General features: G+C 51.6%; 18 protein-coding genes and 3 pseudogenes. 19 read left to right on the forward strand and 2 right to left on the reverse strand.

Annotated elements, in window-relative coordinates; translation table 11 throughout:
• Positions 1–5: 5 nt before the first annotated feature.
• Entirely contained in the window at positions 6–914 is a 909-nt protein-coding gene (locus ACR3EP_RS10745; protein ID WP_480637729.1) for a hypothetical protein, read from the reverse strand.
• Positions 915–1666: 752 nt separating this feature from the next.
• Positions 1667–2566, reverse strand: coding sequence for a hypothetical protein (locus ACR3EP_RS10750; RefSeq protein ID WP_480637731.1), 900 nt, complete (start codon positions 2564–2566; stop codon positions 1667–1669).
• Between the two features lie 822 nt (positions 2567–3388).
• Here ACR3EP_RS10750 and ACR3EP_RS10755 point away from each other — a divergent pair.
• The 19 genes and pseudogenes from ACR3EP_RS10755 to ACR3EP_RS10845 all read left to right on the forward strand — a co-directional run bounded on the left by ACR3EP_RS10755 (position 3389) and on the right by ACR3EP_RS10845 (position 20225).
• The gene (locus ACR3EP_RS10755) at positions 3389–4177 is read left to right on the forward strand and encodes a GTPase-associated system all-helical protein GASH (RefSeq protein ID WP_480637732.1); all 789 of its coding nucleotides are present in this window, start codon (positions 3389–3391) and stop codon (positions 4175–4177) included.
• A pseudogene (locus ACR3EP_RS10760) lies at positions 4087–4712 on the forward strand (GTPase-associated system all-helical protein GASH). The gene ACR3EP_RS10755 and the pseudogene ACR3EP_RS10760 overlap by 91 nt, the downstream one beginning before the upstream one ends.
• A 135-nt stretch (positions 4713–4847) precedes the next feature.
• Positions 4848–5680: pseudogene (locus tag ACR3EP_RS10765) on the forward strand (TRAFAC clade GTPase domain-containing protein).
• Positions 5681–5687: 7 nt separating this feature from the next.
• Positions 5688–6083 carry a TRAFAC clade GTPase domain-containing protein gene (locus ACR3EP_RS10770; protein WP_480639014.1) on the forward strand — a complete coding sequence of 132 codons (396 nt, stop codon included), beginning with the start codon at positions 5688–5690 and terminating at the stop codon, positions 6081–6083.
• A pseudogene (locus ACR3EP_RS10775) lies at positions 6070–6441 on the forward strand (TRAFAC clade GTPase domain-containing protein); the annotation flags it as partial. The gene ACR3EP_RS10770 and the pseudogene ACR3EP_RS10775, both read left to right, overlap by 14 nt.
• A gap of 80 nt (positions 6442–6521) precedes the next feature.
• Complete coding sequence (locus ACR3EP_RS10780) at positions 6522–7811, forward strand: GAP1-N1 domain-containing protein (RefSeq protein ID WP_480637733.1); 1290 nt, start codon at positions 6522–6524, stop codon at positions 7809–7811.
• Positions 7808–9028 (forward strand): effector-associated domain EAD1-containing protein, encoded by a 1221-nt coding sequence (locus ACR3EP_RS10785; RefSeq protein WP_480637735.1) that lies wholly within the window; start codon positions 7808–7810, stop codon positions 9026–9028. Before ACR3EP_RS10780 ends, ACR3EP_RS10785 begins: the two co-directional genes overlap by 4 nt.
• Positions 9025–9300 carry a caspase family protein gene (locus tag ACR3EP_RS10790; RefSeq protein WP_480637737.1) on the forward strand — a complete coding sequence of 92 codons (276 nt, stop codon included), beginning with the start codon at positions 9025–9027 and terminating at the stop codon, positions 9298–9300. Before ACR3EP_RS10785 ends, ACR3EP_RS10790 begins: the two co-directional genes overlap by 4 nt.
• Positions 9182–10090 (forward strand): caspase family protein, encoded by a 909-nt coding sequence (locus tag ACR3EP_RS10795; RefSeq protein WP_480637739.1) that lies wholly within the window; start codon positions 9182–9184, stop codon positions 10088–10090. The genes ACR3EP_RS10790 and ACR3EP_RS10795 overlap by 119 nt, the downstream gene beginning before the upstream one ends.
• Positions 10091–10777: 687 nt before the next feature.
• Positions 10778–11191, forward strand: coding sequence for a thermonuclease family protein (locus tag ACR3EP_RS10800; RefSeq protein ID WP_480637741.1), 414 nt, complete (start codon positions 10778–10780; stop codon positions 11189–11191).
• A gap of 576 nt (positions 11192–11767) precedes the next feature.
• Complete coding sequence (locus ACR3EP_RS10805; protein WP_480637743.1) at positions 11768–12193, forward strand: hypothetical protein; 426 nt, start codon at positions 11768–11770, stop codon at positions 12191–12193.
• A 41-nt stretch (positions 12194–12234) separates the two neighbouring features.
• Complete coding sequence (locus ACR3EP_RS10810) at positions 12235–12822, forward strand: hypothetical protein (RefSeq protein WP_480637745.1); 588 nt, start codon at positions 12235–12237, stop codon at positions 12820–12822.
• A 140-nt stretch (positions 12823–12962) separates the two neighbouring features.
• Positions 12963–13538, forward strand: a complete 576-nt coding sequence (locus tag ACR3EP_RS10815) for a hypothetical protein (RefSeq protein WP_480637747.1) — start codon at positions 12963–12965, stop codon at positions 13536–13538.
• Between the two features lie 255 nt (positions 13539–13793).
• Positions 13794–14678, forward strand: a complete 885-nt coding sequence (locus ACR3EP_RS10820; RefSeq protein ID WP_480637748.1) for a hypothetical protein — start codon at positions 13794–13796, stop codon at positions 14676–14678.
• 310 nt (positions 14679–14988) lie between these two features.
• Positions 14989–16035: an OmpA family protein gene (locus ACR3EP_RS10825; RefSeq protein ID WP_480637750.1), complete on the forward strand. Its 1047-nt coding sequence runs from the start codon at positions 14989–14991 to the stop codon at positions 16033–16035.
• A 1212-nt stretch (positions 16036–17247) separates the two neighbouring features.
• A complete protein-coding gene (locus ACR3EP_RS10830; RefSeq protein WP_480637752.1) occupies positions 17248–17778 on the forward strand; it encodes a phospholipase D-like domain-containing protein in 531 nt (176 codons plus the stop codon).
• A gap of 440 nt (positions 17779–18218) precedes the next feature.
• The gene (locus ACR3EP_RS10835) at positions 18219–18593 is read left to right on the forward strand and encodes a hypothetical protein (protein WP_480637753.1); all 375 of its coding nucleotides are present in this window, start codon (positions 18219–18221) and stop codon (positions 18591–18593) included.
• 881 nt (positions 18594–19474) lie between these two features.
• Positions 19475–19813 carry a hypothetical protein gene (locus ACR3EP_RS10840; RefSeq protein WP_480637755.1) on the forward strand — a complete coding sequence of 113 codons (339 nt, stop codon included), beginning with the start codon at positions 19475–19477 and terminating at the stop codon, positions 19811–19813.
• A 46-nt stretch (positions 19814–19859) separates the two neighbouring features.
• Entirely contained in the window at positions 19860–20225 is a 366-nt protein-coding gene (locus ACR3EP_RS10845; RefSeq protein ID WP_480637756.1) for a hypothetical protein, read from the forward strand.
• Positions 20226–20647 lie beyond the last annotated feature (422 nt).

Below are 20647 nucleotides of genomic sequence, written 5' to 3' on the forward strand. Positions count from 1 at the left end.
CGGACCTAACTGATTGTCCTATCTATAAGATCGAATCCTCGGTCAGTCAGCATGCAGAACAAGCATTGGCCACCGCTGGCGTCAGCCCATGCGTCGCCAATCTGGCGCTTGGCTTCTTCCGAGTCGAAAAGATGCGCGCCCTTGTATTCGACAACCAAGATTCGCCCATCGTCTAGCATCGCTACAAAATCCGGATAGAACTTTCCGTGTGGTAGCTGGAGCCAGAAAGAGGTTTTCTTGTTCTCGATATTCCGAATCCAGTATTTCACCGTATCCAACCGGTCCAGATAGACGGCGCACTCGAACTCCTCACCTCCGGCTTTCAAGTCGCCAATCAACGGGGTGTAATGCTTGTTGAACTTGGTGGCCCCGGCATAGGGCTGGTTGAAGGCGTAACTATGCTCATCGAAGATCATGGATAGTTCTGCGCTGGTGGCAAACTGATCAGCGTGAGCGGCAAACAGGGCAGAATAGTTGTCGGTTTCTCGATTGGATCGAAGATCGGAAATGAAACCTGCCACTACATTGCGCAGATCGTATTTGTTCCGTGCCAAGGTGTCCAAGTCATGGCCGCTGGCCAGCAGCTTGTTCAGGGCGCCCCTGAAAAACACCACCGCGCTCGGCTTGGTAATGTTAGGATGCTTTATACCTGTGTCGATCCAGTTGGCCAGTCTGGGCAAAGTCCATGCTGGCTCTTGGATGACAGCGGCAAGCTCACCTTGGACGCGCCGTGCAAAGTCGATCCCCACCTTGCCACTCTCGGATATGTCGATCTGACCAGCCTGGCTTTCATCAACGATCTTGAAACGGTTTGCGATATCCGAGGCGTCGCATTCATCAAGCCGCCAAAGTAGGTCAAGGAAATGCTCCTTGCTGAATAGCTGCAATTCGCCTTGCTTGCGGAAACCAAGCAACGGCACGATGAATGGCGACTTCTCCTCTTCATCTGCCGCCGAGGTTTAGAAATTGTTGGACTTCGCATAAGCAACAAAAGAGCAGCAATTACGCCGAATGTTGCTTCCCCGAGAAGAATCGAGGAATCAATAACTACACATCTATTTGATTTACCAAGAAATATTTTTCGTGAATTGAGAGTGGTGCCCGGGGCAGTGTTCTATTCCCGTTACAGGCACCCTCGTCAGGTCTCCCGTCAGCAATGTAAGGGGTATCGCGACAGCCAAGCCAAGGTCAACAGGCGCGTTGTGTACTACGGTTTGTACTACGACGGCTCGAAGACCCATTATCAGGCTTGGCTCAGTGCGATTCCGGGGCGGAATCCTTTTAATCTGCAAGTGCTTCAAATTGCTTACTGAAATCATACTAAACATCACTCCACACCCCAAAAATACCCCAAGAGGTTTCTCATATCATTTCAAGCATTTGATTTATTTATATGATTCCTCGTTTTGGAATCGCACTAGGCGTCCTTCTGCGTCCATTTTTGTCTTATTCAATGCAGGCTAGTCCAACCGATGAACGTCGTCCAGTTAGCTTAAATCTCTTTCGAAAATACGCCCATCTGTATGGTGAACCCGTTTACGCTTCGCCAACTCCGAGCCGCTGATCCACTTGCAGGTTGAGATCTAAGTTGCCATTCGCGTCGAGCCCCGTGAACAACTACTTCACTGGCCGAGCTGCCGTTAGTCCATTCTCACTGAAGGACTGCTTACGGACCACCAAGAGAAACCCTAAGCAAAGTGCCGACCCTCTGATACAGACTTGAAAGAATACTCATCTGCTCATTGACAAGGGCAACGCCATCAGACGCATGATTTATGCTGCTACGAAATTCGGATAGTCTGCTAATTCTATTCGAATACACTTCGAGCTGAGACCGTAGGTCCTTGAGCAGTGCCAACTTTTCTTCAAACTTGTTTGATCTTGTGAGCAGCGGAGTATCAGAAACCGCCAACTTAGATACCTCGAGGCAGCGCTTAGACATTTCCGTTAAGTTCTTTTGAAGCGCAAGCGTTCTCGAGTCGCGAAATGCTCTTTCAGCCATGCCAGCATCGACAAGGTGAGGAGCAATGTTGGCCGGAAATCTCATTGATTCAATACTGAGCTTTAGGTTCTCAATAATCCCCTCATCCAAGGAGTACTTGGCACGAAGTTCCTCTAGCAGACGAACCGAAGCAGACTTTAGACGGTCTAGATTTGCTTCGTGAGTTTTAAATTGATCAACCCTTCGCTTAAGTTCGACTATTTCGAAATTTGTGTTTGCCACCACCTTAAGTCTAGAAAATAAAAGATCGTCGTATGTAAGCCTAATGTCTGAAATTAACTTTAGAATCTGATCGTTACTTTCGATTGAAGGAATCGGAATCCCTAAGGGTTTCTCTAGTCCTTTGAGATAGAGCACTACCGCGGGTAGTTGCCTCCGCGAAAGGCCAGCCCGGTCTCGTACCTCATCCACGTTCTGAATTGTTTTGGAGACGAAGGCACTTCGTTGCTCATCATCGAGTTCGTCCCAAAGCTCTCCGGACCGCAAAATGGAAAGTCCGCACCAGTCGTTGCTCCTTGCACCGCGATGTGAGGACCGGAAACGCCCAAACCCAATCTCTGGCATCAGGACTGGGATACTCCTTGATTTCCAGCGCGTTACTTGCATCAGGTCCGAAAAGCACGAGTGTGATTTCGGCAGACAGCATGGTATCAACCGATGCCCAATTGGTAATGAGGTATTCGATTTTAGATCGAAATTCGGGCGTGTGAGCACAGATAAAAGCAAGAACTGTACTTTCAGTCTGCTTGTGGTCAAACCATTCCAGCACCGATCCAACGTCGGTCGCAGTTCCTTGCATTTTGGTCCCTTGCTTTGTCCCGGCTACAATTGGCAGAAAAAGTCTTTTCCTTTGATCCCATCCAATTTGGTTTTGCTTAGCAAACATACCTGAGTGGAGCAATGTGCCGGATGTTAGATAGCTGCCTTCGATCCACTTGCAGCGATCAACACCATGGATTTGAAGAAGACATTCGCCACACCAGACGTGATTAACTGCTCTTAAGACAAAGCTCCAATTCGCTACCTAGCAGCATCTCGGCTGTAGAAAGTCAAAAATGCGCTTAGAGCAGGCTTTTGCAAAGTCTTCGGTGTAAGGCGGCTCCGAATAGTGAAAACAGACACGGACAAAACCTTTCTTGCGGCGCGGCCGTCTCTTATCCGGTAGGTGATACAAAGACACGTGCATCTGGCATAGGAGGAGGGGACGACGGCTGCGCCTGATACTTTCCGATAGCTCTCCACCTGGCGTAAACCGTGCGAAGGCGACTAACAGCCAGAATGGTATCAAATGAGGGCAGACGCGCAGAGGTATCTTATGCCTACTTTCGACTTGGCTTCTCCGCACTGTCATTTAATGTCCGATTTCAACAACAAGGGGTTGAGTGATTGGACAACTTTATTCTTCATGGTTTTCTCATCAAAGGCTTGATCGACGTCGGTGGAGATGACGCCAAGCTGGAAAAACTATCACAGGCAGCTAAAGACCTCGCGAGCGCTTTGAAAAAGAAGCCGTCGAAAGCGCTAAGCTATTCTCTAATCGCTTTCGACCCTGAAGCGCCGGAAAACGATCCAGTAGTCCAAGAGGCTCTTGCCGCGCTCCAAAAGAGGTGGGCGACATATCGCAACACCTTCGCTACTATGCCTATCTCTGTAGTTCGCGCTATTCTTCTCGACGCAATCGTCGAAGCAGCTAGTAATGACGATCGGGTAGGCGTTTGTTTTGTGGCGTCAGCACGCAACGCGCTGCCGCTTCTCCCCGTCGATAACGAGCGTGATATCTGGATTGATATCGTCAAGCAGATTGAGAGCCGCGTCGATACTCGGGCTGTGAAAGAGTGGGCGACGCCAGAGAGCATCTCGGTCCAGCCTTTAAAGTATACAAATCCGGATATTGACGGTCCAAAGATCTCAATATCCGAGGTATCAGAGGAATACCTGCGGAACTCTATGAAGGCCGCCGCAGGACCGCAAGCATCAGCTGGCGCGACGCAAGGTAATCAGTTTTGGCCTAACTCAAATGCGCAATGGAATGAAGAATTCGAAATCGATCAGGGACTGCGATTGCCGGTGCGATCAATTCCGCATTGTCCAATATCAATGTCAGTCAAGCAGACTTGTCTACTCCCTTTAGTGGCATGGCCGAGGCGATTTCCGACTTTGTCGGTGAGACACTAAAATCCTTCAGTGCAGCCACTGCTGGCCTTCAGCGGCGAACCAATCTTCTTTGGTGGCGTGAGGCTTTGTATTCTCCATCTGCCGCAAAGAGCTATCGCGAACTTTCCCCGACAACGGCCGCCGCGCTCATGGCGCTCGACCTTTCGAAACAGTTCCACTTTTCACGCCAGCTAGTGTGTCAGCTTTTTTAGGGGAGACGGTTCTGAGCCTGAACACACCGGATGTCGGAGCCAAGAAGAGTGTTCGCGAACTCGTGGAAGAAGCGCAGGACCATGTTGATCTCGCGGCGCTCCGCGCCGTCGCTGCAAAAATCGCAGAAGCACCGGAAGGACGTGGGCCACTGCTGTCCTTGATTGGCCATCCGGAGCACGCCAATGCACGAAACGCGGATGATTTCCAACGACTGACCGGGTATTCGCCCAGTTCCGAACTTGACGCGGTGTCGTGGGCGAGCTGGATCTTCCGCGAGCTCCAGGCGTCGCAAGCCGCAAACGACGCGTTGCCTACAAAGCGTCGCTCCCCGGGTAAGTCCTGATCATGGAAAATGCTCGAACGATACGTGCTTCGCACCTGATACCGGTGTGCCTTGGGCCATACTGACCTTTCGAAGTGTAATATTTGGAATGGCTCCAAGGTGTCCGAAGAGTCTGAGGAGAGCACTTCAGGAGAGATGCTATTGCCATGGTCAGGTAGTGCATTTGGTCTTAATGATTTGGGCTTCGTTGCCGGGCGCGGGAAACCAATTGTTGTCGGCGTCATCGGACCGCAAAACGCAGGCAAAACTACTTTGCTTGCAGCGTGGTATCTCCTTCTCGGAAGAGGACTGATAGGTACCAGAGACTTGCTGTTCGCAGGTTCCTATACCCTTTCGGGGTGGGAGGCGGCCGCAGGCTCACTCCGTTGGGCGCCCGGTCAGCCTCCGCAGTTTCCAGCCCACACCACCAGCCGAAGTGGGCGGGCACCCGGCCTCCTTCACCTCAGATTTCGAAGCGAAAACGGTGATCAACCGATGGACTATTTATTTACGGACGCGCCTGGAGAATGGTTCCAAAGGTGGGCGGTAAATACGAAATCCGACCTAGGTGAAGGTGCGCGCTGGGTATCGGATTACGCTGACGCCTTCATCATTGTGGCCGACCGCGAAGCGCTGGCTGGCGAGTCAAGGGCGCTGCACGTGGGTCGTTGCAGCGACTCGCAATGCGACTGGGTTCTGAACGAGATGGTCGGCCCGTTGCTCTCGCTTGGACCAAGTCAGACGTCGAAATTTCTGAACAAATGGAGGATGCTGTGCGCGGTGCTGTAACCCGTGCCATGCCCGATACTGTCGAACATTCCGTCAGCGTGATCGGTGCTACTGACGGTGATGCGTCGTCGAACACCGGTACAGGATTGGTTGAACTCCTTGTATGGGCGTTGGGCGTGAAGAGACCCGGCGTTCGGCTGCCGCCACCCACGTCAGTCTCTCTCGACCCCCTGTTTATGTGCGGGAGGGAGAAGTATTGAACGCAACATCGAACTCAATTCTCCTCGTTGGCGAAAGCGGCGTCGGGAAAACCCACTACGGTGCTCAGTTGCTCCGCCGTCTCATGCAGGCCCCGGAGCATTGCAAATGAACGGCGCCGCCACGAACCTCGAGGCATTTGAAGCGGCTCTGGAGCAGCTTGATGAGGGGCGTGCGGCTGGTCACACTGCCCGCGCCGTTAGCGTCGACAGTGTCTGGCCCGTCATTGATTCTAATGGGTACGAGGCAGACATAGTGTGGCCTGAATACGGTGGCGAGCAAATCAAGTCCATGATCGAAAGCCGACGGCTCACGGAAAACTGGCAAAAGCGTGTCGATCAAGCGGACGCGTGGCTACTGCTTGTTCGACTTCAACAGACCAGAGTTGGCGATGATATCTTCTAAACCGCTATCTGATCTGAGAGACCTTCGGATCGACAATCACGCAGTCGAGTTTTCTGACCAAGCGAGGCTAGTTGAGTTGTTACAGATGCTTATCTTCACGCATCGGTCTACGACCAAGGCGCAGCACCTCCCTCGTTTCGGCATACTCCTCACCTGTTGGGACGAAACCCAGATCGTAACTACACCCTCGGAGGCACTGGAAGAGCGACTTCCATTGGTTTCGGCGTTCATTCGTTCGAACTGGAAGCACGCGCTTATCATGGGTCTTTCCTCTCTGGAACGTCCTCTTAGCCCGACGACAGGCGACGTGGATTATGCGAGCTTGGGGCCAGAGCATTTTGGCTATGTGATCAAGCCTGATGGCAAAAAGATCGAGACCTCACGTTGCCAATCCACCAGCTGCTCACAGCTGGCGCTTGATCAAACGTGGAGATTAGCATGCGCGTCGATCAAGCCTTCTTCGGTAACACAAAGCATGGTTTCGCTCTCAGATGCGCGAGCGGCGACCAAAAGTTTGCGGCCGCACTTGCACAGCGCTTGGATCTTCCCGATACTGAACCGCCTGGCTCCGACTGGTCGCCGGTTACGTCGGGCTTTCCTATCGGTGACCGGTATGTCATCGCGCGGATGTTCAGGGATCTCACGGCTGAACGTGCAGGTATGGCTGTCACTCACGCGTTGGTTTGTGACTTAAATGAGATTGAGGTTGTCGATAACCTTCAACCGCTCCTTGAATACCTCCTCACTTCCTGTGACGCGCTGCCTACAGCGGTTGCACCGTTGGAAGTGAACTTTGGATCTGGAAAACCTATTGTGACTCCTGACTTGGCGGCCACCGCGATGGCTCTGGTCTCGCGCGGTACCGGTCCTGTGGTGCGCATAGGAACAGAGGGATTTGAGGAGCTAATGGTGGCCCTTTGGGCTCGACTTTGGCCTTCCTTGCGCAGATCATTCTACTTTCGACTGAGCTTCGGTCCCAGGGACGTGGCGGATACTCCGGCACCAGATATTGTCTGCACACCCGAAGCTCTAAGAGGGCGGTGGCAGCAGAAGCGGCTTGTCGGTCAGTGTGGGGATGATCGGTCTCAAGCCGCATGGATGTTGGCAGGATCCGATGAGGGGGCTGAACTACGCGCATTCGGTGATAGGATCCGTGCAAGTCTTGACAGCTTTCAAGATCTCCGACTGCTCGAGCAGGCGTTCGCTTTGGTGGTCAGGACACCTGATGCTGTTGAAAGCCTTATTTCTGCTGCCCGGCTCATTGAGCGCTTATCGCCGAACCCTAAGTTGGGGAAGGTTGAGAAACGTTCCATAGTTGACCGTCTCGTGAGAGCATTCCCCAACGCCCGACCTTCGGACATTCTGGCACTTCGAAATCTGCCGTTATCAAGTTTCGATACCTGCGATCGTGTCTGGCGGGCCATGGAGAGTTGGCTGGAACGGAACCAGTTCGCCTCAACAGACGATGCAGACTTGGTAACGATCGTCTCCGAAGCATTGGTTGGCGATAGTGCTGTCGCTCCATGGCGTGAAGCAACAAGAAAGGGTTTAGAGCAATCGAGTTCTGCAACTCACGGTCAGTTTGCTGCCGGATTTTGGCGTTGGGTGAGTTCTGAGCCAAGCTTGGTTCCCTTTAATCACCCTTGTCTCAAAGGACAAAGCCGGTTGGCTGCGCTGAAGCCGCGGCCCCGAGAAGCCTTGGCACCCAGACAGCGAAACCGATCATGAACGTCGCCGCGAAACGGCGGCTTTTCCGGCTTCATGCCATCGCAGCGGGCGCGAGCATGGAACCAGTTGAGGCGGCCCGAATTCAATGTGGCTTAGAGCCCGGTGAAGACACCGCCGGGATGGAACTCGCTATGCGACGTGCGACGCCCGCTGAGATCCTCGACGCGGTGGAAAGCGTGCCCGATGGTCGTGTACTGGCGATCGCAGGCGAGAAGGTTGCCAAAGATCCGTCGCTATTGGAGATGCGTGATATGGATATCGCTAGCAACCAGAGTATATGGTCTGCGGCGTTAAAGATTGACCGGGACGCATGGCGTGGACCCAAAGACCCAAAGAAGATTCTAGAAGGTTTGCTTGAAAAACAGATCAACGGCATTAGGCCGTCTGTAGATATCTTACATCTGCTATCCGAAACGCCGCTAGCGGATCTCTCGAATTATTCGCGGAGGGCCGAGGTTTGGAGAAAATTGCCCCACGCGACACGAGAACGCATGCTAATGGCAACGGCAGATGCCTGGTTTGATACAGATGGGTCCGTCGAACCAAACGCAATGATCGAAACCGAACTGGCCAAATGCATCGTGATTGACCCGAGGTTCAACCAGCTCATGAAGCGTCTTCAGGTCGGGAGGATTGCAGAGGGTCTGGATATCATTAATTCTCTGGACGGTCTCGACGATGCATGGATCCGCGGCTGGGTTCGTGATGCTGTCAACGCGACCAACCCGATCTCGAGTACAGATGCGGATCTGCTAGGACGTACCTTGTCATTGAGGAAGCTACGCTACGCTGTCGATGACATGATTTTAATCTATCGATCTGGCCGTAAAGACGTTGAGCCTACTCTTCGCCAATGCGTCGCTCTGATGGGTTTTTTTGATCGTCTTGTGCTGGGGATGTCGCCACCTAGTTCCGAAGAGAAGTGGGAAATGCTTATAAAAGTGGCAGCCGAACTCTTTCCCAACGGCCCAGATCAAGATTCTATGTGGGAACGTGCGGGTGGTCGGACTGCTGATCTGCTAAACCATGGAACTGGCCAAGAGCGATGGCGTCATGCTATCCGCGCCGTAAAGAGTGGGAAGTCTCCACTTGCGCAGAAGCTGATCAAGCAGATGCAGATTGACTATCCTGGAAATCAGAAACTGAGCCGTCTGGCCGCAGATCCGCTGTTTCGGGACTCGGCTGGCTCACAATTCTCTCAATGGAGATGGAAATGAAGTTCACTCAGGGACGTGCGTTGGTCATCGGCGTCGCTAGGTACGAGACTGTTAGCAGCCTTCCGATCGCGGTGCACAACGACGCAGTCGACACTGCTGACATGTTAAAGTCGCCCGCATACTGCGGTTATCCGGAGGAGAACGTTACTGTCCTTGCCGACCACGAAGCTACATTGGACAACATCCGAAGTGCGCTGGCTGATCTTGCGGCGACGGCGACAAGCGACGACACAGTCGCAGTTTTCTTCTGGTCATGGCGCACGACTGGGTAGTGCAGCCGACCTGACAAGCGCGCTGATCCCCTACGATTGCGACCCAGTGGATCTTGCCGGGACGTCACTCGGAGAAACCGAGCTGTCTGCGGCGATCGCCGCAATCAATGCGCCGCGCGTCGTCATAGCGATTGATGCATGCCATGCTGCGGGTTCCACCTCGCTGAAGTCTGGCTTGAGCGAGGCTGGCCTTGATGTTGTAGGCGATGGGTTCGACGAGAAGTCACTGCAGGAATTGGCACAAGGGGCTGGTCGTGTCGTTTTCGCGTCGTCACGCGCAACCGAGACGTCTCTGGTGCTTGGTGGCGAGCGAAACAGCGTTTTTACGACTGCGATGCTATCGGGTCTCAAGGGTGCAGCAGCAGCTTCTAACGACGGAACAGTGCGGGTTTTTGACCTTTTCAACTACGTGGCTGAGCAGGTCAGACGGGCTGTCCCAGGACAACAGCATCCAGTTTTCAAGGCGAGCGGGCTGGAGGAGAATTTCCCTGTTGCGCTCGCATTTGGCGGTGCCAAAACGATGTCGTCGGCAGCTTTTCAACGTCATCGCGATCTTGAGCAGATCATGCCGGATCTATTTCCGTTTGGGCCGTCGGATCAAGATATTTGGCTGCGGGCTGGTGGCGATATCTCACGACTGAGACTGAACGGCAATGGAAGGGCGCAGTGGTTCGCCGCGCTCCGATTGATTTCCTTGGGTGGTGGCGGTGCGGGCATCTCGCGCGAAAGCTTGATTAAAGCGGCACTGGAAGAATTTCCCTCACACCGTGAACTAGAAGCAATGCGATAGGCATTCTGCACAGGTCCACTAGTGCAGAACGGCGTGTCCGCTGCCTGCTTTCTGCGAGGTGGTTAGTACCTAGCGTAGCGAAAATCTGCTGCCGGCCCTCCATCTAGGAAGGTTTCGATGCTGCGATAGCGCAACCCATATCCTGTTCCGACTGCGACCGGAGAACGAAACTATAGTCAATTGATGAGTGCTGAAGTCGTCTTGGTTTTCGGAGCATTTACCTTCAAGCATTATTCGGCTGAAAAGAAGAGTCGGTTCGTGCTGGACGATCTGTAGAGCGAAGGCACCAAACGGCTCACGTGTTGCTGGAAAATCAGTAGTACAAACACATTTGGGCAAGGCTGTAGACACAGGAAGATTGGCAGAAAATCACAAAAGAATGTCCGATCACAAAATGCATCAAGATCTAACGGCCCACAATTAATTTGTGTAACTGTGTAAATTGTAGGAGCACGTTCATATGAATAACTTTTTGCTTATTTTAGCGCTGTAGCCATTCTATTTGCGGTTCCGGCTTATGCCAGACAGACGGTTGAACCGAAGTTCTCAACTACAGAAGATATAGAGCATAGCGGCGGGTGCCGTAAAAACAGCCCGCCTAGCCAGTGCTGCCACGCCGGAAAAAACCCTACCATTGCCACTAAAATAATTGAGTTCATCTATGTTTGAGGTGTTCGACCTGAAGAGTTGGTTTACGGGATACTTGCGGTAGCGGCTACGGCAGCCAGCTTAGCATCAGCAGGCCAGAAAATTGAGGGCAAAGCCCGTGTTATTGATGGTGACACAATCATTGTTGCAGGCATCAAAGTACGTCTAAATGGTGTTGATGCCATGGAGCTTGGTACTGAGGCTGGACAGCAAGCAAAGGCTGAGATGTTGAAGATGGTGCATCGAAAGACTGTGACCTGTGAGCTCAATGGAGAGCGATCATACGATCGAATGATTGGAATCTGCTATGTGAACGGCAATGATGTGGCTGCGGTTTTGATTGCCAACGGATTTGCTTTGGATTGCGCGCGGTATTCAGGTGGTCGATACAAACAGTATGAAGTTCGAGCAGCTCGTTCGAAACTCAAACAGGCCGGCTACTGCAGAAACTGAGGCAATTGAGCGAAGTTTGCAATGGAAAGGCGGTTTCTCTTTGCGCTCAGCAGTCAAAGGTCGCGGTGCGCTGTTTTAGCAGGTGGATGAATTTGATTTTGCTGATCAATCTTGCAGCTAAGTATCAGTGTGATAGCGTCGCCATGGACGATTCATCAGGGCTGATGCGCGGCTATTCCGAGCGTTTCTGTTGTATCAAAATCAGTTACTTCGCGGACGCGGTTTGCCTGGATCAAGCCACTCTTGCGACATTTCGATAAGCCCAATGGCGAGTTAGGTAAGAGGGAACTCCTTTGCTGAAATCATTGTCAGAAATTTTTAAGTCGGACGAGTTTCTACCGACAGCAGCAGTGTTTCCCGACATTGATAAAGATCGGTTGGCGACAGACTTAGATCTAAAGTCTGAGGGAGCATCTAGGGTTCGGCAAATCAACCGAACCGAATGCGAAGACACTTGATCATGTTGAACTCAAAGCGATCGCGCGTGTAGAGGATCTCCGGCGGCGAGGTCTTGAGAACTACGAAACCAATCGCCGAGTTTACGCTGAACGTCTGAACAAGGCGGTATCTGCCCGAATGCTGGTGGAAACAGAAGCAAGTGACTCAAAGGCAAAATTTGCTGAGGAGGTGACAAAATGGAAATCCATGATGGTCACCCCCGAGAGCGGGTTCAAGAGACCTTCCGATGGCGCAACAAGTTTAGAGAAATCAACCAACTGGAGAGGCCTGCAAAAACGCCTCAAGTTGGGTAGCTTTGATCGGATTGTCGCTCGTACTGGTCATTTTAGAATCTGGTGGAAACGCTTACCTTTTGCTCAGAAGAACACTTTAGGTCTTTTGGGCGGGCTACTCGCGGCTCTTCTCGTTTCAGTGGGCAACGTATCCCTAAGCACCCTTTTGGGAATGGGTACTAGATACATAAACTGTCAGGGTATCGCCAATCTCGTAAAAAACTTTGCGGCCTCGTTTTCTTTCTTTCCTTGTGTTTGCCCTGACATATAACGCGGGCGTCGCACATTTCAGGGATGCCGTGGAACGTATTGGTGATTGGCGCCAAGCTGGTAGTGCAGTTGTTCAGACCATGGTGGCAAACCCAATCGTTTTGCACACCATGGAGTCCTACGTACTATTTACTTTGGGATTGTTCATTTCGATACTGTCATTCCTTAAAGGTTACAATCATTCAGACCCATACCGGATATTCGAAAGTCTCTCAGGATGTGATTGACGCTAGGGATGACTATGTCGCTAATCTTGAGGAATCCATTGAGACGCTAGCGGAGCATCGAGACGATGCTGTAAACGGTTTGCGCGCTGCCAATGATGAGGTTCGCAGAAACATCAATGATTCAATCGATGCGCTTTATGGTCAAAAAGCTCTTCAATCAAATCTGAAGCCGTTCTTGGAACAGTGCGACATAGCCGCCAACTACCTTCTTTCGATGTATCGGGACGCGAACAGAGCCGCAAGGAATGAAGGGCCGCCTGAGTACTTCAACGAACCCTACGCCTTTGAGAAATTCGAAACCACTCAAGAAGATTTAACCAGACGCAAGGAGGCAGAAGAGCAGGCGAAAGAAGTCTCAGAAATGGTGACGAAGTCGATCCATGAAATCTTGCAGTTTTCATGAAGCCGTGAAATCACACTATGAAATTGACGAATTAGAAGGCACATTTATCGACCGGTCCAAAAATCTTCATTGGGAAGTTTCGACGTCGACGGAGAGCCGCCTCTCAAGGTGGTTTCTGATGAGAGGCTTGGATCGGCATAATGGCCAAAAACGTGGTTATTCAAAACGCCGCCGGACACAACGTCGAAAGGGCGCCGAGGCAAACAACCTCGTTTGGGAATAGTTATCGTTGCCTGTATCGGATTGATGGCGGGCATAGGTTTCGTTTCCCAAAGCTTATTTCAAAAGCTGAAGTTGACGAGGTAACGCTATGTCACACTGGAGGCGTTCACAATGTAGTCTCAATTCTTCTTGATTTGACTGATCCATTGAGTGAAACGCAGCAAGCTCGACTAAAGACAATTATCGCCCGCGAAGTGCGTGAAGCATCTGTTGATACCATGATTGCTTTAGGTGTGGTGAGTGAATCGAGCGTCAACTGGGGTGCCAAATTCGCAAAATGCAAGCCCGCGACTGGTGTTGATGCCAATGGACTCTATGAGAACCCAACAATAATCGCGGAACGTTACGAGCGCGAGTTCACTGTTCCTATTGAGGCCACTCTGGAATCAATGATGTCTGGTGAGAAAGAGAATCAATCTCCAATCATGGAAGCGCTTCAGGCCCTTGTTTCCGAAACCCCTACTTTGCAGACACATCTGGCAACCGAAAAATAATCGTAGTGTCCGACATGCTCCAACACAGTGATAATTTGAGCTTTTACCGGAACCAAGGATGGGATTACTTTGTGCAACAAGGTGGCCCGCAAAGGCTAGCTGGAAACCTCTCAGGTGTTTCCATTCAAATCCTGCGCGTTCCAAGGCTGATTTCAAACGCTCCTTCAAATACTGCTGTTGAAGATTTTTGGACGAGGTACTTCGACAAACAAGGCAGTCGCCCTCCCAGTGTTACTTCCTTGGGGGACCTTTAAGATGGGATCAAGAACTTCCAAATTTCATGATGTGGCACCACGTGAAAACCTAGACCGAGTAGCATTTATGCTAGCCTTCGTTCTTGGGGTCTTCGGAGGAGTTATTCTCAAACTCATGGGTGTCCACCCGTTCGTTGCAGCGGGGTATTCTGCCGCAGTTTTGTCAGCTTATGCACTTGTCGCTTGGGCCGGCGGCCGCCTTAAAATTGAGCCCGAAGCGATTGGTGATAACTGCTATTACCTTGGGTTTCTGTTTACCTTGGCTAGCTTGGCGTTCACTCTCTATCAGATGGCTGATCCAGCGGCCAATCAAGGCAAGCCTATAGCGATCCCGGAAGTTATCTCTGGCTTTGGAGTGGCATTGTCATCGACGATTTTTGGCGTATTTTTGCGGGTTCTACTTATGCAAATGCGCCCTGATTTCGTTGCGAAGGATCGAGCGGTTCGTGCAGACCTCAATCGGGCATATGCGGAGTTTCGCAAAGATCTCTCCGGTACGATGTCGCAGATGAAAGCATTTTCCACAGAGTCGATTCAGATGGCAACGGAACGGGACAATAGGCTCCGAGAAGCAACTGAAGACTTTGTGAAGGATCATCGGGAAGCGTTACAACAATCGGCTAGCACATTGGCGGAAAACATCGAGAAGTCCTTCTCAGAGGCGTCCAAGAGAGCAATAACTGAGATTACGGCGTCAATTCTGCAAGCAAACAAAGAAAACCAGGCTGCACTCACTGAACTGGTGTCTGAAATTCAGAACCTAAAAAACCGTTTGAAAGAGCAAGAAAGCCAGTCCTTCGAAGAAATTCAAAACCGCCGGAAGCGATTAAATGCTGAATTGGAGACCGCTGAAAACGGCTTAAGGCTCAGGACGAAGCGATGTTGAATTACATCAAAATCACTCGACGAGCCGCAGATGCAATGGAAAAGAGGATTGTCCCAGCGTTGGACCGTTTCAAAGAAAGGTTGGACGAGTTGCCTAAGGACGCAGTTTTTGAGCATGGAGTGCCTGAGCAAAACGCGTCGGCGGAAGATCTAGAGGCGGCTGTAGAAGAGCCATTCACTGTCACTCCCCAAAGGCCTCGTTTTGGGGTGCCAAGAGGTCTGATACTTAGTGACTAGTGTTCAACAGTCAGATCGAAACTACCGTCGCGGAGCTATCATGGGGCTCACGATGGCGGAAGCGTTTATCCTGATTGCATTTGCGCTTCTTCTTATTTGCGTTTTGGCAATGGGAGGAAGAAAAGAAAAACACACCAGATGTAACTGCATTCAGGCAACTCACAGAGGTGCAAAGGCAGACCGTGCTGACCTCTATCAATGATGGATCAATTGAAGCATTCGTAGCGCTCAAAGAAAACGGCATGGATTTTTCTACGCCGGACAGCGTTGAAAATCCTCAAGAAAAGTGGCGCTTCATCGACGAAGACGAATTGAGGCGCCTAACAGATGCTGCAGCAAGCCTGCCTGAAGATATCCAACGAAATCTTGCTGACCTTGTCGAAGCGGGGCAGGCAAAAAATCTTCTGCGCGAAATGGCCGCTCTTGACGACCTGATAAAAGCTGGGCGGACGTTGGAGGGAATATCCGGAAAAATCCAGGATGCTGAAGCCCAAGAAGCTGCTCTCGTTGGCGCGTTGAAGTCGGAGCTTGGCGGTATAGTTGCCAACATTGGTGGCCATATAGATGACGCCGGTGCAATAATCCTGCCTGACAGGGTGCTATTTGATCAAGGGAAAGCAAACATTACCCCGAGCCTCGCTAAGTTCCTAGCGGATGCTTGCCAGCCGTGGCTGTCTACACTTCGCAATTCAGGGGTCGATATCGCTGAGGTAAAAATCGAAGGTCACGCTTCGTCAGAGTGGCGAAGAAATTCATCCCCGCGGGAGGCCTTTTTAGGAAATTTGGACCTTAGTCAACGAAGGTCACAAGCTGTCTTACGTACCTGCCTGGACTTCGTTACGGACACCAAGCTTCTGGAATGGTCGAGGAAGCACCTAATTGCAGTTGGCTACTCGTCCGTTCGCCCCGTACTTAGTGAAGACGGACAAGAGGACCAAATTTCTTCGCGCAGAGTGGTGTTCAGTGCAACACCAAACAGACAATCCTTAATCGAAGAGATCGAGACGGAGGCAAAATTGCCCGCTACGACCGCTCGCTGTTCGGTGGCTGGTCCGACAATGATGGCGACTGCCAAAACACTCGGCAAGAAGTTTTGCAGGAGATGTCTACAGGAGACGTAACCTTATCGCAGAGCAATTGTACGGTCGTTCGAGGAAGGTGGCTCGATCCTTATACTGGCAATGTCGAGACTATTGCTCAGGATGTAGAGATCGATCATTTGGTTCCGTTAAAGTGGGCGTGGGACCGAGGTGCTCACTCTTGGCTTGCCGAAAAAGAGCCAGTTTTGCCAATGACCCGACCAACTTGTTTGTAGTATCGAGCAACGTCAATCAAGACAAAGGAGCCAAAGGGCCTCTTGATTGGGTTCCACCATCAGGTGGGTTTCAATGTGAATACGTAACTAGGTTTGTTCGTGTGACACGGAAGTACAACTTGGAGATTTCTGAGATTGAACGCAAAGAAATTGAAGCGATGCGAGCGAGTTTGTGAGTAGGCAAAAAATATGGCGCGTTGGCAGCCTGGTTGGGAAGCTCAAGTGCGTGTCTAACTTGCTGTATGTATTTTGCTTGTTACTGGGAACAAATAGCCGTTGTTTTTTGCTTGAGGCCAAAACAATATCGCGTCCGGTCGAACCTGTTTCATGCAGGATTCTCAGATAGACGCCAATATATTAATAAGGTTAAATTTTTCCTTGAAACCAGTTGACCTCATTGCCGCCGCTTCTTGGAGCCGCGCAGCGTTCACGACATACGCTCTTAGCCTTTCGTTCTTTGAGGCGGTAATTTTGGACGCTTTGGTACGCGGGCGCAGCTCGACTTCTCTGATACTCTCCGATCCTGAAGGTATTCGCGCCGCGCTGAGCGAGGAAGGCGCGCGGCGTGTTGGCCGTGACTACGAAGTTGCGCCGGTCGTCCGGAAAGGTTCTGGCGTTTTTCACCCCAAAGTTAGTGTTCTATCGCGAGAAGATGACGCACATTTGCTTGTGGGTTCAGGAAACCTAACATTCTCTGGCTGGGGCGGGAACCTAGAGTTTGTGGAACATCTTCACCCGAGCTTCGCCGCTGATGCTTTTGAAGATACCGCAGCATTTTTGAAGCACTTGGCTCTTCGAACGAAGTCGCAACCTCAGCTGGGGATGCAAGCAACGAGATCGCCGAGGATCTGCGCAAAGCGGCTAAAGAGGTATTCGTGATGGTCGGGTTCGACTGCTACACAGTCTGGATGCGCCCATTGCTGAACAAATCGCAGTATATGCCGACGACCTCGGCGGCGCGACACAGATCATAATCGTTTCACCCTACTTTGATCTGGACGGAAAGGGGCTGACAAGGTTGGCTGCAGAAACGGGCTGCGACAACATCCAGCTCCACGCACACCCGGCAGGAAGCGTTTGGGGTGACTCAACGCCTGACTGGCCAATTGATGCGCTGCAGGCATGGAAAGCGATTGGTGTTCAACACCTTGCCAGTGATGAGCGACAGCTACATGGAAAAGCAATCGAAGTTGTTTGTCGGCGAGGGCGACTTGTCCTTTCAGGCAGTGCAAACGCTACTGAAGCCGGATTGTATGGGCGAAACGTCGAGGCCAACGTGCTTCGCGTACAACGAGACGCAAAATCGTACTGGCAAACCTCTCCTGGCGTACCTCCCGCGATTTTGCCAGCCGGCGACAATGAGGCGGATACCGTTTACTCAGATGGAGTTGGTATGCTCTCCGCGAAGCTCGATGGTGATATCATTGTTGGCAATGTGTTGACGCATGTTAGAGCGGGGACAACTGAGGCGCATCTCAGAAGCCCTCGGCGAGCTGACGAACTTGGCGAAGTTCATGTAGATGAAAAGGTCAGTTCTGCATCAATGTGAGCAGTGTCGAATTGGATTCATTCCAAACCGGACGCCATATTCTTCGGTTGCAACAAGGACCACAAGTTTGGGAGGGATTCTTATCAGTCACTATCGCGCTGGAGCTGATTCGGCGCTCTGGTGCCCTAGCGACCCAGCTCATCGCAGTGCTCACAGGCACCGATACCCCAGAAGATGTTGCCGCAATACTCGCGTGGTTCAACGAGGACCCCGCGCGATTACCCAATGCTCCAATGAATGGACTGAGCGGACAATCGACCGAGGGCGCTGTTCGGAAAGCAACTACAATAACAGTTGGCGATCTCAGCTCCGTGTCGAAATCCATGCACGCTTCAATGGCAATGCAGGATGCAGGCCAAAACTACGCATGGCGAAGATCGATGGATCTACTTCGAGCAGCATTCGCGCAAAACCGAGGGCCATGGCCAAGTGGCGATACCATGGACGACGATAGCGAGGAGGAGGGTACGGCGGCGCGCTCCAAGCAGGTTTCAAAAGACGATAAGAACAATGAAAAGTCGCGGAAGTTTTTTGGTCAACTACTTGAAAAGATGCTCGATCCTGCTTCTGAGGGACGAAATGCTCCGATCGCCTTGTCGCTTGCTCATTTTCTAACAGATCGCATCCGACCTGAATCCACAGAAGTTCAATCTTGGGTCTGGAGGATCCTGAGCCAGATTGTTGCAGTGGAGGGACCGGAGGCCGACATCATCATTGCCACAGCACTTCTCTTTCATAGCTTACCTCATCACCGCTCAGGAGAAATAACTGCGCGACGCTTCTTGCTCAAACGCGGGTTGGACCCGAGAAACTGACGGTCGATCCATCGTGCATTTCCGCTTTTGTCGACGTGTTAAACCCCAAAGCCGATCTCTTATCGGAACTCTCGAAAGTATGCGAAGCCAAAACGATGGGGGAACAGATTCGCGCTTACGTTGCAGCTGCGACCGCATCTGGTCCCGAAAGTGGTTTCGACAGCTTAAAAGCCTCTAAGTTTTGGCCAAAACTACGGCGTGCAATCGAGGACCCGGACGAATTCGCCAAGTTCACTATTGTCGAAGCGCCAACGGACTACTGTCCGCTAAAAGTATCCGTCTCCCCGCGATAGCGCGCTCGGAACTGCGCACAAATGGTGTCACCCGCTGCGATTGCTGCGCGCGCATCATACTCAACAAGGATTGCTAAGGTATGCTGACACTCGAGTTCCTACTGGAAGAGGCCCACCAGCAAAGCGAGCCATGCATCGTGGCACCATCTAAAACCGAGCTCGGCGGCGTTGACCCTCTTGGTTTGAGACAGATTAACTTTGGCCTTATGGATCGAATATTTCCGACCTTAATAACGTGGCTAGGCATATCCGCCCCTACGTTGTTATGGCTTGGGCTTGGCGACGCGTCAGGACGATAGTCGAAACTGGAAATGAAATCCATGCGAGCGACGCTGAGATGCGGGATTTCGTTGATCGAATTGAAGCGATCTATGCATGGTCGCAGTTCCTTAACGACCCCAATGCAGATCTTCCAGGACGGCAAGCAATGCAAACCCTGATATCAGAAGAGAGTTACGTTTTCGGCGGTAGCGAGTGGGAAGCCAGAAAGAATATGCGCCGCTATTCAACAGGATTCATTTCCCCTTTGAACTACGGCCCAAGTCTCCGCACTCTCGGATGGCTAATCCCAATTGAAAAGGATTGGGAGTGTTTCAACCCGACCCACGGCTAACTCCTCTCCTTGATGAATTCGAGAACGCAATTCGCGATGAACTGGGGCACGAAGCGTTCAACAAATTTGGTGAGGTGAAAGTCAATCGAAGTGACGCCAGCCGATGGGGCGCACTTTGGGGCATGAAAGATATTTCAAAAACAGAGAAGAAAACGATGTTTTGCCGGCTCGGCGGCAGGGAGGCAAACAACATCCGGCGTGATGGGATTGCGCTGCTGGCCGCGGCTTATTCGGATCTCCAAGCCCGATCCTTCACCAGAGGCTATCCGTACGCGAATGGCGGATTTGCCGAAATCGTGGAGAAATGCGTCTAGCAGGCCTGCGGCTTCGGATGAATGGCGTACGTTGCAAGTTCGTCAGTTGTTCCGTCTTGCGTTGGAAAGTGTGCTTTTCTGGGCCATTGGTTTGCTGTTTCAAGGACCGATGAGAAGCGGTCAAATCGCACGGGCTTTTCTGGATGAGCTGGAGCCGACGGCAGAAATTCCGAAAACAGCAAACGAATGGATGCGGACCGTGAATGTGGAAGGAAACCCTGTCGATTTCCTTCGCCAATTACAAGTCGAGTTGCACAGAAAACCTTACAACGGCAATCGACTTACCGGCGCAATATTCCGCGCTCTGGTATTCTGTCTAAGTGAAGCCCTGAACAATCCAATACCTTCGAAAGCGCGGATAGGCTCCCGCTTCGCCGCGCAAAGCAGGACGCCGAAGTATGGAATACCTTGAGACCAGCTGAATTCCTAACTCGGATTTTTGACGTTTGGATTATGGCCCAGCATGCCTATTGGGCAGTGGGTCGCGGACTCGCGGACGCAAAAACGCGTGGGAAACAAATACTAAGATTGAAGGTCGTAATGGATGAAGGTGGATGGACACTTACCCCGGGCACCACAAGACAAGGCAATCCACCCGAACCGACACCGGATCGGTTGGAGACCGCGATTTGCTTGCTGAAAGAGTGTGGGAAGCTAACCTAAAAATTATCAATATCTGGCCTTAACTGGCTGTTGCAGTTATGTACGAAGCTCGACATTCATTGCTCATTGGATGTGGCTTGCTTGTCATAATTCGAGACCCAATGCGAATGAACGAGATGACGGAATACGTCGCTGTTTACCCTTTGAGAGCTGTATCTGATCGTCCGATCG

It is taken from the genome of Ruegeria sp. BB10 (assembly GCF_056535725.1).

Bases quoted from the DNA above. Each gene is read 5' to 3' on its own strand.
- ACR3EP_RS10750 (WP_480637731.1), bottom strand. From the start codon at position 2,566: ATGCCAGAGATTGGGTTTGGGCGTTTCCGGTCCTCACATCGCGGTGCA.
- ACR3EP_RS10785 (WP_480637735.1), top strand. From the start codon at position 7,808: ATGAACGTCGCCGCGAAACGGCGGCTTTTCCGGCTTCATGCCATCGCA.
- ACR3EP_RS10805 (WP_480637743.1), top strand. From the start codon at position 11,768: ATGCTGGTGGAAACAGAAGCAAGTGACTCAAAGGCAAAATTTGCTGAG.
- ACR3EP_RS10790 (WP_480637737.1), top strand. From the start codon at position 9,025: ATGAAGTTCACTCAGGGACGTGCGTTGGTCATCGGCGTCGCTAGGTAC.
- ACR3EP_RS10815 (WP_480637747.1), top strand. From the start codon at position 12,963: ATGGCCAAAAACGTGGTTATTCAAAACGCCGCCGGACACAACGTCGAA.
- ACR3EP_RS10820 (WP_480637748.1), top strand. From the start codon at position 13,794: ATGGGATCAAGAACTTCCAAATTTCATGATGTGGCACCACGTGAAAAC.
- ACR3EP_RS10835 (WP_480637753.1), top strand. From the start codon at position 18,219: ATGGACGACGATAGCGAGGAGGAGGGTACGGCGGCGCGCTCCAAGCAG.
- ACR3EP_RS10780 (WP_480637733.1), top strand. From the start codon at position 6,522: ATGCGCGTCGATCAAGCCTTCTTCGGTAACACAAAGCATGGTTTCGCT.